General features: G+C 46.4%; 12 protein-coding genes. 10 read left to right on the top strand and 2 right to left on the bottom strand.

All coding sequences use genetic code 11. The features are described from left to right. Position 1 precedes the first annotated feature (1 nt). Positions 2 to 1,534 (top strand): histidine ammonia-lyase, encoded by a 1,533-nt coding sequence (hutH, locus tag A3IE_RS0117095; RefSeq protein ID WP_020396849.1) that lies wholly within the window; start codon positions 2 to 4, stop codon positions 1,532 to 1,534. Positions 1,535 to 1,581: 47 nt separating this feature from the next. Then, entirely contained in the window at positions 1,582 to 2,292 is a 711-nt protein-coding gene (gene hutC / locus A3IE_RS0117090; protein WP_020396848.1) for a histidine utilization transcriptional repressor HutC, read from the top strand. Here hutC and A3IE_RS0117085 read toward each other — a convergent pair. Next, the gene (locus tag A3IE_RS0117085) at positions 2,289 to 3,164 is read right to left on the bottom strand and encodes a DMT family transporter (protein ID WP_020396847.1); all 876 of its coding nucleotides are present in this window, start codon (positions 3,162 to 3,164) and stop codon (positions 2,289 to 2,291) included. The two genes, hutC and A3IE_RS0117085, sit on opposite strands and share 4 nt — an antisense overlap. 83 nt (positions 3,165 to 3,247) lie before the next feature. Continuing rightward, positions 3,248 to 3,673 carry a VOC family protein gene (locus A3IE_RS0117080; RefSeq protein WP_020396846.1) on the bottom strand — a complete coding sequence of 142 codons (426 nt, stop codon included), beginning with the start codon at positions 3,671 to 3,673 and terminating at the stop codon, positions 3,248 to 3,250. Between the two features lie 200 nt (positions 3,674 to 3,873). Here A3IE_RS0117080 and iolG point away from each other — a divergent pair, with 200 nt between their 5' ends. The 8 genes from iolG to A3IE_RS23095 form a co-directional block, all read left to right on the top strand. Beyond that, positions 3,874 to 4,866 (top strand): inositol 2-dehydrogenase, encoded by a 993-nt coding sequence (gene iolG, locus A3IE_RS0117075; protein ID WP_020396845.1) that lies wholly within the window; start codon positions 3,874 to 3,876, stop codon positions 4,864 to 4,866. 11 nt (positions 4,867 to 4,877) lie between these two features. Beyond that, positions 4,878 to 5,675 carry a 5-deoxy-glucuronate isomerase gene (gene iolB / locus A3IE_RS0117070; RefSeq protein ID WP_020396844.1) on the top strand — a complete coding sequence of 266 codons (798 nt, stop codon included), beginning with the start codon at positions 4,878 to 4,880 and terminating at the stop codon, positions 5,673 to 5,675. Beyond that, positions 5,672 to 7,621: a bifunctional 5-dehydro-2-deoxygluconokinase/5-dehydro-2-deoxyphosphogluconate aldolase gene (locus tag A3IE_RS0117065; protein ID WP_020396843.1), complete on the top strand. Its 1,950-nt coding sequence runs from the start codon at positions 5,672 to 5,674 to the stop codon at positions 7,619 to 7,621. The genes iolB and A3IE_RS0117065 overlap by 4 nt, the downstream gene beginning before the upstream one ends. Next, the gene (iolD, locus tag A3IE_RS0117060; RefSeq protein WP_020396842.1) at positions 7,618 to 9,477 is read left to right on the top strand and encodes a 3D-(3,5/4)-trihydroxycyclohexane-1,2-dione acylhydrolase (decyclizing); all 1,860 of its coding nucleotides are present in this window, start codon (positions 7,618 to 7,620) and stop codon (positions 9,475 to 9,477) included. The genes A3IE_RS0117065 and iolD overlap by 4 nt, the downstream gene beginning before the upstream one ends. A 147-nt stretch (positions 9,478 to 9,624) precedes the next feature. Further along, a complete protein-coding gene (gene iolE / locus A3IE_RS0117055; protein WP_020396841.1) occupies positions 9,625 to 10,524 on the top strand; it encodes a myo-inosose-2 dehydratase in 900 nt (299 codons plus the stop codon). Between the two features lie 55 nt (positions 10,525 to 10,579). Further along, positions 10,580 to 10,897 carry a hypothetical protein gene (locus A3IE_RS0117050; protein ID WP_157832897.1) on the top strand — a complete coding sequence of 106 codons (318 nt, stop codon included), beginning with the start codon at positions 10,580 to 10,582 and terminating at the stop codon, positions 10,895 to 10,897. 268 nt (positions 10,898 to 11,165) lie between these two features. Beyond that, on the top strand, positions 11,166 to 11,765 hold the full coding sequence (locus A3IE_RS0117045) for a HEAT repeat domain-containing protein (RefSeq protein ID WP_020396839.1): 600 nt from the start codon (positions 11,166 to 11,168) through the stop codon (positions 11,763 to 11,765). Between the two features lie 455 nt (positions 11,766 to 12,220). Next, positions 12,221 to 12,451, top strand: a 231-nt coding sequence (locus A3IE_RS23095) for a hypothetical protein (protein ID WP_033407447.1), incomplete at its 3' end; no start/stop codon positions are given.

The following is a 12,451-nucleotide window of genomic DNA, read 5'->3' as shown; positions in this document are numbered from 1 at the left end:
TATGTTTGAACTGATCATCAAACCAGGGCAATTAACCCTCGCCGAATTGCGCCAAGTCGCGTTGCAACCTGTACGCGTAAGCCTCGATCCAGCCTGTCGCGCAGCGATTGATGCGAGTGCCACTGCCGTTGCCAAAGTGATTACCGAAAATCGCGTGGTGTACGGCATTAACACAGGCTTCGGATTGCTGGCGAATACACGTATTGAACCCAAAGATTTAGAGCTATTACAACGCAGTATTGTACTTTCTCACGCGGCAGGTACGGGGGCTTTAATGGAAGAAGCTACGGTTCGCCTGATGATGGTGTTGAAAATTAACTCGCTAGCACGCGGATTTTCCGGCATTCGCTATGAAGTGATTGAACGCTTAATACAGTTGCTCAATCAACAAATTTACCCCTGCGTGCCGCAAAAAGGCTCAGTCGGTGCATCAGGTGATTTAGCTCCACTCGCACATATGAGTACAGTACTTTTAGGTGAAGGTGAAGTACTGATTGAGGGTAAACGTTTACCTGCATCCGAAGGTTTAAAACACGCGGGCTTAACCCCGATAACGCTCGCGCCCAAAGAAGGTTTAGCCCTACTCAATGGCACGCAAGCCTCCACCGCTTTTGCTTTACAAGGCTTATTTGCAGCGGAAGATTTATTTGCGGCTGCGACAGTTGCTGGAGCATTTTCAGTGGAAGCTGCTTTAGGCAGTCGCAAACCGTTTGATGGGCGAGTCCATGCGGTACGCGGACATCAAACCCAAATCGATGCTGCCGCAGCATATCGACATTTACTGGGTACTGGCTCAGAGCTGGGCAGTTCGCATCAAAACTGTGGCAAGGTACAAGACCCTTACTCGCTACGTTGCCAGCCGCAAGTGATGGGTGCGTGTTTGCAACAAATTCGCCAAGCTGCCGATGTCATTCTCACCGAAGCCAATGCCGTCTCCGATAATCCTCTGGTGTTTGCCGAGGAAGATGAGTTTATTTCAGGAGGTAATTTCCACGCCGAACCTGTCGCAATGGCGGCGGATAATTTAGCCCTAGCCATTGCCGAAATAGGCGCATTATCCGAACGACGCATGGCGTTATTAATTGATTCCAATTTGAGTAAATTGCCACCCTTTTTAGTCAATAATGGGGGTGTGAATTCCGGTTTTATGATTGCGCAAGTGACCGCCGCAGCCCTTGCCTCTGAGAATAAAACCTATGCTCATCCTGCTTCTGTAGATAGTATGCCGACCTCTGCCAATCAAGAGGATCATGTATCCATGGCAACCTTTGCGGCACGACGTTTATTGGAAATGGCGGATAATACCTGTGGCATTGTAGCGATTGAATTGCTGTCAGCCGCGCAAGGTTTAGATTTTCGTGCGCCACTGAAAACGACGGAGCTATTAGAAAAGGCTAAAGCCGAATTGCGCGAGCGTGTGCCATTTTATGATAAAGATCGCTACTTTGCCCCTGATATTGAACAGGCTAAACAATGGTTGAGTAGTGGGGCGTTAAAGCGTTATATGCCGTCAGACTTACTGACCAGTGTATGAGTAAAACTGTTACTATAACCACCCGAATTTATCCTTAGGAGTTTTGGGTGGATCCTCGACCCCGTTACCAACAAATTAAGCAATTCATTAGCGATGCGATTCGCAACCAAAGCTATGCTGCAGGCGATAAAATCCCGACCGAGGCTGAATTAGTCGAACAATTCAGCGTGAGCCGCATGACCGTAAATAAGGCATTGCGTGATCTGGTACAAGAAGGTTTGTTGGTACGTTATCCAGGCTTAGGGACGTTTGTCGCTACTCCCAAAGCCGAGTCACCCTTAGCGGCTGTGCGCAATATTGCCGAAGAAGTGCGGGCGCGTGGCCATCAATATACGAGCCAAGTACTTGCTTTAAACGAGCAAGCTGCATCCGAATTAGTAGCGACACAATTAGGTATTCCCCTACACAGCTGCGTGTTTCATTCGCTGATTGTGCATTTAGAAAATCAGCTACCGATTCAACTCGAAGAACGTTATGTAGCAACTAGTGTTTTACCCCATTACTTACAACAAGACTTCACTCAAAAAACACCTAATCAATATCTGTCTGAACAATATACGCTGACTTCAATGGAACACATTGTCGAAGCGATTTTACCCAATAAACAGGCTCAACATTATTTGAAACTAGATGCCCATTTGCCTTGTTTGCAGGTCAGTCGACGTACTTGGTCAGGGGAGCGTTTGATTAGTTTTGCTATACTTACGCATCCAGGGGATCGGTATAAGTTGAGGTCGGTGATGAACTTGCCTGCTTAACGGATTGCGGGTTTTCGTGCTTTTAACATCATCATGAGCCCAGATAGAATCACCAAGCCCATGCCTAGTAAACTCCACACGCTTGGTAGATCGCCAAACACTAACCAGCCGAATAAACCTGCCCAGAGTAATTGGATATAAGTAATCGGTGCGATTACGGTAGCGGGCGCATAGCGATAGGCAGCGGTAAAAAGGTAATGGCCTATGCCCCCCGTAATGCCAGTGCTGATAAATAAGAGAATTTGTAGGGTGGTGGGTTTGATACCATACCAAGCCCAAGGTAGGGTTAAACCAAACACGACAGTCCCCATGAGTGTGGTATAAAACAGTAGCGCGACCGTGGTTTCGGTAGGTGCTAATAAGCGTGATAAGAGTTGATAGAAGGTGTTTACAATAACTGCCAACAACATCAATACGACACCGCTTGGGTCTAGGCCATTGCTCGGTTGGGCAATAAACATCACACCCATAAAACCTGTTAAGGTGGCAAGCCAGCCCAGAAAACCAATCGTTTCTCCCAATAAAGGCCGTGCTAATAAGGCTACCAGTAGCGGACTGAGGAAGCTAATCGCAATCATTTCTGCTACGGGCATGACTTTGAGTGCTAAACCGACTAAGAGTGACATGCTTGTTAAGCAGGCTGCTCGCACCAGTACTAAGCCTGTGCGTTGAGTCTTGAGCATGGTCTTAGCTTGATGTGGCGCAAAGACGGCGATAATGAATAAGGTATTGACGATGTAACGGATTGCCACAATCAAGGGAATATTATAAGACTCGGCCAAGTATTTGACCGTAGTATCCATGCTGGCAAAGCAAAGGAGCGCAGCAAGCGTCAGAAAAATTCCGCGCAGGGTTTGATTGGTGGTGTTCAAGATGGCGGTTCTATAGGATTAAAGCGCTGATGCTAAACAGTCACTGCATTTTTGTACAATCCCTTACTACTTGCAAGCCGATTTTAGCTTGCGAATAACTGGTTTATATCTTTAAAAGCTTTAAATTCCAAAGCATTACCGCAGGGATCCAGCAGAAACATCGTGGCTTGCTCACCCACTTGTCCTTTAAAACGAATATAGGGCTCAATCACAAAGCTAGTGTTAAAAGCGCGCAGGCGTTCGGCTAGAGCTTCCCATTGCTCCCAGTTTAAGACAATTCCAAAATGAGGCACAGGAACCTCGTGACCGTCCACAGCATTTGTGTGTGCATGTTCTTGTGATGCTGTTTTGGGATGCTCGTGAATGACTAATTGATGCCCATAAAAATTAAAATCGACCCAATGTTCAGCACTGCGACCTTCCGCTAAACCAAATACCTTCCCATAAAAAGCACGTGCTGCGGGTAGATCATAGACAGGGATAGCTAAGTGAAAGGGTTGAAGGCTCATACTGTGGCTCCAAAAATTGTTAAAGAGAATAATTCTTTGACTCAAAATTATAACCTTTTTTTAGTGCTTAACGCATAGCTAGGCAGGTATTTGGGAAAAAAATGGAAAATTTATTTCTTATTTTAAGAATATTGGAATGATTATTTCATTTGTGCTTATACTTATTCCCATGACTACCCGACAGATCTGGAGGAGGAATTATGACAGAGTTTCGTTTTGGCCTGATTGGAGCGGGTCGTATTGGGCAAGTGCACGCGCTAGCGGTGCAAGCGGTGCCAAGGGCGCGTATCACTGAAGTAGTGGATGTGTTTCCAGAAGCTGCCCAGAACGTTGCGGATAAATTCGGCGCCAAGGTAGTGAGTTTGGATGAAATATTTAAGAGTCCCAATGTCGATGCTTTCATTATTGCCAGTTCCACTGATACCCATGCACCCCTATTAGAGCGCTGCGCAGCGGTGGGCAAACCGGTGTTCTGCGAAAAACCGATTGATTTAAGCTATGAGCGTGCTGAGGCGTGCAGCCGTGCAGTCAAAGCGTCTGGCATTACCTGTATGCTCGGTTTTAATCGGCGTTTTGACCCTCAATTTGCGTATTTAAAAGAGCAAATGGAGGCAGGTGTAATCGGCAAACTCGAAACCTTGATTATTACCAGCCGTGATCCGGCTCCTCCGCCAGCCGAATATATTAAAGTCTCGGGTGGCTTATTCCGCGATATGATGATTCATGACTTTGACATGGCACGCTGGCTACTGGGTGAGGAGCCGACGCGGATTTATGCGACGGGTAGCGTATTAGTCGATCCTGCCATTGGCGAAGCAGGGGATGTGGATACCGCGAGTGTCACGCTGAATACCAAGAGTGGCGCGATTGCGATTATTACTAACAGTCGCCGCGCTACTTATGGCTATGACCAACGCATTGAAGCCTTTGGCGACAAAGGCATATTGCAAGCGGGTAATCAACTCGAAAACACCGTCAAATTCGCAGGGGCGGATGGGGTGACCGGTGCTAAGCCGCAATTTTTCTTCTTACAACGTTATGCCAATGCGTATCGCATTGAGTTAACGCACTTTGTTGAATCTTTGCAAAACGGCTCTAAACCCGCTACCAGTGAACAAGACGGTTTAGCTGCCTTACGTTTAGCGGATGCTGCGGTGGAGTCCTTGAAAACGGGTCAAGCAGTTGATTTATAAGGAGTGGAATAATGAGCCTACTACGCCGCCCCGAGCCGAATGCCGAGGGGCATTATCAGCATATTAGCCCTGAAAACGCGCACTGGCGTTATGTAGGTTTTGATGCCTATGACCTGAAAGCGGGGCAAAGCGTGGCGTTGCCTGCCTCGGATGATGAGTTATGTCTGGTCTTATTGGCCGGATTAGCAGATATTCAAGCGGGTCAACAGCAATTCAAAGCGGTAGGCGAGCGTATGCAGGTGTTTGAGGATAAAGCTCCCCATGCGATTTATGTGAAGAATGGTGAAGCGGTACAGGTCAACGCGAATACGGATTTGGAATTAGCAGTGTGCCGTGCACCAGGTTATGGGAATCATGAAACCCGCTGGATTAAACCTGAGCACATGAGCCGCGAACAACGTGGTCAAGGCACGAATACCCGTTATGTATGCAATATCCTGCCGCAAGACGAGCCAGCCGATAGCTTATTGGTGGTAGAGGTCAAAACTCCTGCAGGGCACTGGTCAAGCTATCCGCCCCATAAGCACGATGCCGATAACCTTCCGCACGAATCGTATCTGGAAGAAACCTATTATCACCGTCTTAATCCAAGTCAAGGTTTCTGTTTCCAGCGTGTCTTTACTGACAACCTAGAGCTTGACGAAACTATGGCGGTGGAAGATCGCTGTGTGGTGCTAGTACCACGTGGTTATCATCCAGTTGCGGCGGCACATGGCTATGATTCCTATTATTTGAATGTGATGGCTGGGCCGACACGGCGCTGGATTTTTAAAAATCATCCGGCTCATGAATGGATGCTGCGCTCATGAATAAGAAAATACGCGATCTTGTCTGCTTAGGCCGTGCGGCAGTCGATTTATATGGTCATCAAATTGGTAGCCGCTTGGAAGATATGGGAAGTTTTGCTAAATATGTGGGAGGGTCTTCAGCGAATATTGCTTATGGTTGCGCCCGCTTAGGCTTACGTTCTGCGATGCTGACTCACGTAGGCGATGAGCATATGGGACGGTTTGTGCGTGAGGAATTAGCGCGTGCAGGCGTCGATGTCTCACAAGTCAAAACTGATAAAGAACGCCTGACGGGTTTGGTGATTTTAGGCATTAAAGACAAGGAAACGTTTCCTTTAATTTTTTATCGCCGTGATTGTGCCGATATGGCAATTAGTGTAGAGGATATTAATCCTGAATTTATTGCACAAAGCCAAGCGCTACTCATTACCGGCACGCATTTTTCAACCGAGTCCACCTATCGCGCTAGTAAGGCTGCGATGGAATACGCCAAAGCCGCAGGCACTAAAATTATTGTGGATATCGATTATCGCCCCGTGCTTTGGGGCTTGACGAGTCTGGGGGATGGAGAGACACGCTTTATCTCCTCCTCGGGCGTGACTGAACACCTCCAGACCATTCTTCCTGATTGTGATTTGCTGGTCGGCACTGAAGAAGAGATTCATATCACCGGCGGTAGCACCGACACCCTTAGCGCCTTAAACCAGATTCGCCGCTTAACGAAGGCCACGATTGTCTTAAAACTTGGCCCTTTAGGTTGCACCGTATTAGATAGTGCTATCCCGAATAGCATGGATGAGTTGATTATTCACCAAGGCGTGCGTGTTGAAGTGCTGAATGTGTTAGGCGCAGGTGATGCGTTTATGGCGGGATTTTTGCGGGGTTGGCTGCGGGATGAAACCCCTGAAACCTGTACTGCTTACGCGAATGCTTGTGGCGCCTTAGTCGTCTCGCGTCATGGCTGTGCGCCTGCAATTCCAAGCGAAGCAGAACTGTTTTATTACTTGAAAAATGCCGCTTCTATTCCACGCCCTGACCAAGATAAAAAACTTAATCACTTACATCGTGTCACTATCCGTCAGCCAGCCTCTCGCCCTGATGTATGTGTTTTGGCCTTTGATCATCGCAAGCAACTTTATGAGGCAGCGGTGAGTGTTGGCGCTGACCCTGTACGTATTAAAACCTTGAAGCGTTTATTAGTAAAATCTGTCGAATATGGTATGCAGAAAACACAGCTAGCGGCGAATGCTGGAGGCGTGTTGATTGATGATACTTATGGGCAAGATGCGTTAAATGATGTTACAGGGCGCAATTGGTGGATTGGTCGGCCGGTGGAATTGCCTGCTTCGCGTCCGCTGGAGTTGGAGGGAGGGCGCTCGATTGGTTCACGCTTATTGAGTTGGCCATTAGAGCATATTGTGAAGTGTTTGGTGTTTTATCACACCGATGATGCCATCGACTTACGCTTACAACAAGAACAGCAAATTCAAGAGCTGTTTGCTGCTTGCCAAACCAGTGGCCATGAGTTGCTATTAGAGCTGATTCCGCCAGCGAACACTCGCGAGCCTGATGAGGCTACGTTCTTAGCGATTCAGCGTTTATATAACCTTGAGATTTTTCCAGATTGGTGGAAATTGCCACCGCCTTCGGCGCAGAGTTGGGACAAACTGACACGCTTAATTCACGCCCGTGACCCCTATTGCCAAGGTGTTGTGCTATTAGGTTTGGGTGCCAGTGTAGAAAGCCTAAAAAATTCGTTCAAAGTCGCCGCACCATATCCGCTATGCAAAGGTTTTACCGTGGGGCGTAGTCTCTTTGCCGAAGCGAGTCAGGCGTGGTTGGCGAATACGATTACCGACCAACAATTAATCCAAATCGTGGGCGATAATTACGTGCAATTGATTCGAGCCTGGCAACAAAGCCGTGCTGCGATAGCGCACCCAGCAACACAGGAGTTAGCGGCATGACTACGCTTCGTTTAACCATGGCGCAGGCTTTGGTACGTTCTTTAACGGCGCAATACATCGACGTTAATGGGCACCTACAGCCATTATTTGCGGGCGTGTTTGCTATTTTTGGTCATGGTAATGTGGCAGGTATGGGCGAGGCTTTGTACCAGTACCGTGACACCTTACCAACCTTGCGTGCACATAATGAGCAAGGTATGGCACATGCTGCGATTGCCTACGCCAAAGCACATAATCGTCAACGCATGATGGCCTGTACTACCTCGATCGGCCCTGGTGCAACAAATATGGTGACTGCAGCGGCGTTGGCGCATGTCAATCGCTTACCGGTTCTGTTATTACCCGGGGATATTTTTGCTAATCGTACACCTGATCCGGTATTACAGCAGGTGGAGTGTTTTAGCGATCCCACCATTAGTGCCAATGACTGCTTCCGCCCCGTGAGTCGCTACTTTGACCGCATCTCACGCCCTGAACAGTTGATTACCAGTTTACCAGTCGCGATTCAGACTTTAACCGATCCCGAAAATTGTGGGCCTGTCACGTTAGCCTTGCCGCAAGATGTGCAAGCCGAAGCCTACGATTATCCTGAAAGTTTTTTTGCCAAGCGCGTGCATTATCTACGTCGACCACCTGCGGATGCGCGTGAATTAGTCCAAGTAATGACGACGATTAAATCTGCGAAAAAGCCATTGATTATAGCAGGTGGCGGAGTGCTGTATTCGCAAGCCACGCAAGAATTAAAAGACTTTGCTGAGTCTTTCAATTTTCCGGTGGCGGAAACCCAAGCGGGTAAGGGTGCTCTAGCATGGAATCATCCGAATTACGTCGGCTCGATTGGCGTGACTGGTAGCAGTGCAGCGAATAAATTAGCACAAGAAGCGGATGTCGTTGTGGCAATGGGTACACGCTTACAAGACTTCACCACGGCATCGCGCACGCTATTTGGCAATCCCGACGTAAAGTTAATTCAACTCAATGTGGCAAAATTCGATGCGATTAAACATAACGCGCAAAGCCTAATTGCTGATGTGAAAACGGGTTTGCAGCAGTTACAGCACGGCCTTGTAGCTTGGCAAGCACCACACGCTTGGTTAGAGCAAGGACAGCGTGCGGTTGCCGAGTGGAATGCTTATTACGACTCAGCGACAGCACGCAGTTTAAGTACACCGACGCGTACCGGTTTGCCTTCGGATGCTCAAGTCTTGGGTGCAGTGAAACGCACAGGGCAAGCGTCGGATATTATTGTCTGTGCAGCAGGCGGCCTGCCGGGCGAGCTGCATAAACTCTGGCGCACAGAGCAGCCAAATGCTTATCACCTCGAATATGGTTTTTCCTGCATGGGCTATGAAATCGCAGGTGGTTTGGGGGTGAAGATGGCGCAACCGCAGCGCGAGGTGATTGTGGTCGTGGGTGATGGTTCCTACTTAATGCTCAATTCAGAGTTAGCCACCAGTGTCATGCTCGGCTACAAGATTATCGTGGTGGTGCTGGATAATCGTGGCTATGGCTGTATTAACCGCCTGCAACAAGCCACGGGTAATGCGCCTTTCAATAATCTCTTGGAAAACTGTGTCGCGGTAGCAGAAGGTGCGCCAAAAATCGATTTTGCAGGACATGCCCGAGCCTTGGGTGCTCTAGCTGAGTCGGTGTCCGGTATTCAGGAGCTAGAAGCCGCTTTAATGCGGGCGCGCGCTGCAAGCAAATCCTATGTAATTGCCTTAGATACTGATCCATTTATGACTTCAGCGGGTGGCTACTGGTGGGATGTCGCTGTACCAGAAGTCTCGCCGCGTGAACCAGTACAAATAGCCCATGAAAAGTATGTGACAGCTAAGCAAAAGCAAACTTATTAAACTTATTTAGGCCGCAAGTGGCAAGTGTTCGCTCAGAGACGCTGGAAATACGTGCTTATAAGCTTCGAGGTCGCAGCCCTGCGACTTAGACTCTTCCGCAAACACTTACTACTTGCTTCATGACAATTATCGCTAGGACATCAAGAAATGAGTGTAAGAATCGGTATTAATCCCATCACTTGGACGAATGATGATCTGCCTGAATTGGGCGCGGAGACTCCTTTGGAAGTCTGTCTGACTGAAGGTAAAGAAGCAGGTTACGCCGGTTTTGAGTTGGGCAATAAATTTCCCCGCGACCCTAAAGTCTTGGGGCCGGTTTTAGACAGTCACGGTTTGAAATTAGTCTCTGGCTGGTTCAGCGGCAAGCTGTTAGAGCGCAGCGTTGAAGCAGAAATCGAGGCGATTCAAGGGCATTTGAACTTGCTGAAAAGTTTAGGTGCAACTGCGATGGTTTACTGCGAAGTGACCGGCTGTGTGCATAGTGAGCGCGAAACGCCAGTGTCTAAGCGTCCAGTATTAGCCGCTCATCAGTGGGCTGAGTTCGGCAAAAAGCTAAATCAAGTTGCTGACTATACGCAGTCGCAAGGGGTAAAAATCGCCTATCACCATCATATGGGCACAGTGGTTCAAACCGAAGCGGATATTGATAAGCTGATGGCAAACACTAGCGATGCGGTTGGTTTATTACTGGATACCGGCCATTTAACTTATGCAGGTGGTGATCCGGTAGCAGTGCAAAAACGCCATGCCAAGCGCATTAATCATGTGCATTGCAAGGACATTCGTCGCAGTGTGTTAGATGATGTTTTGAATCGAGATACTAGCTTCTTGAATGCTGTGCTAGCGGGTGTGTTTACCGTGCCGGGGGATGGTTGTGTGGATTATCCAACGATTTGCAAAGGCTTGAAAGCAGCAAATTATTCTGGCTGGCTAGTGGTGGAGGCTGAGCAAGATCCAGCGGTGGCACATCCTTTGACTTATGCAAGATTAGGTTATGACCATTTGCGTAAATTCTGTGCTGATTCAGGGTTGGAGGTTGATGTGTAAAACCGAGTATAAATGCGTCCGATCACTGAAAAACTTGGGAAAGCGTATTAAGGCGATGTCAGAAGCAACAGCTATATTTTTAAATCAGGAAGCTTCGCTTGAGAAATTAGTAGAGGCTATTGCCCGTTTTTTAGGCATTGTTTTTGAAAAGTTTGATTTAGAATTCGGGGTTTTATATAGATCATATCTAGCGGATCCTTCGACGGGTGCACATATTTACATAGATGTTTTTAGCGACCATGGTCTAGAAGACGATAGCGATATTAATTTTACTGAATATAAATATGAAATACGCTTAGCATCTTATAGCGTAAGGCTGAGTGAATTTGAATTAGTCACCATGAGGCATGACCTGATTTGGCGCATCATTTGAGGCAATGGTAGTAGAGAACTTGGGCATACGTGTTGAGCGGAACAGGAGCTGTAGGGATTAAATTCAGTGGGTTTTTTAGTTTAAGCTACATAAGCTGGCCTAGTCTTGAAAATATTAAATGCTAATGATTTCATTATTTCAAAGTACAGTCTAGCCTCTCGAAAATGGTTTGCGCAAACTAAAAACGGTGATTCCTAGAGGATAATATAATTTTAGACAAATAGTAAATGTAAAGAGCGAAGTATTAGGGGAGTGCAGTGCGCCTACTATGATTGATAATTATGATCCATCTAATGATACATTAAACTTGTTGGTTTGGCAGGCATTGAAGCAATGGGATACAGAAGTATTATTTACTCTATTAAAAGAAAAAAACGCTCTTATTAGAACAGCTGCAGCTAGGGAGTTGCAGATTCGAGGCGGTGAGAGTGTTTTTAAAGAGACTATCAATTTGATTTCCTCTAATTCAGAAGTATTAAGAGAGATGGCTGCTTTTATTTTAGGTCAATTAGGAACACCACTTTACCCTTATAAGTACGAGTCTCTACCTATTTTGCTTTCATTAGTGACAGATAGCAATGCAGATGTCAGAGCAGCGACTGCAGCTGCTCTTGGTCATTTAGGCTATGAAACTCTCTTAGACGATGTGGAAAGTGCTTTAATGACACTGTGTTCAGATGAGAGTAGTGATGTTAGGGCTTGTGCTGCTTTTGCTTTGGGTAAATCATCAGGGCGTCAAGAAATTAAGGATTTATTGACAGCTATGTTAAGCCAAGAAAGTGTGGGTGATTATGCAGATTTAGGCTTAGAGTTGTTGGAGGATAAAGAAAAAATTCGAGAGGAAGGAGAAATACTAGTTCAAATTTAATCTAAAAAGTATTAGAATGGATTTTTGGTGAAATTAAAAAATTGAGTAATTACATTTTGCTGCTAAAAATTGCTTGTATCGTATTTCGGTCTAGATGTGGTTAAAACTTGGGCTGTGAGACTTCTTAACAAATAACCATCATAGAGGCTCTATTATATTAACTGCCATTGAGTAATATTGGAGAGTAAAATGAGACGGTCATTGCCTATTTTTGTTTTCATGGGTGTTGTTTTTGCTTTATTAGAATCTGTTATGATGTCTATCATATGGCAAGGCGTTCCATTCGGCTCTATTCAAAATATAGTATGGACGCTCATATCCACAACAATATTCTTGTTACTCATGTTTGTTTTTTTGCCGCCAAAAAAGACTTGATGGTGGAAATCTGATCACAGCGTATCCAGTTCCATGATGAAAAAAAACATATAGCCTTATGGATAGATTTTCGTGAGGCATTGGCAAAGTCTATTCATAATGGTTCCACTAAAGCTGAACTATTCAAGGTGTTAGTTCAGTGGCTTAGTAGCCATAAGCAAGCTTTTCAAAAAAGACTATGGGCTATCTATCAGTTGGATACGTATGTTGATTATGATCCTTTCTTATACCCTTTGGATTTATCAGAGGAAACAGTTAAGCAAATAGTAGATAGAGCCTATAGATTTGAGCCGCTTTCCTCTGAAGGAATA

It is taken from the genome of Thiolinea disciformis DSM 14473 (assembly GCF_000371925.1).
Taxonomy (GTDB): domain Bacteria; phylum Pseudomonadota; class Gammaproteobacteria; order Thiotrichales; family Thiotrichaceae; genus Thiolinea; species Thiolinea disciformis.
The sequence above is the reverse complement of the archived record's forward strand: the minus strand, read 5'-3'. Positions and strand labels throughout refer to the sequence as shown.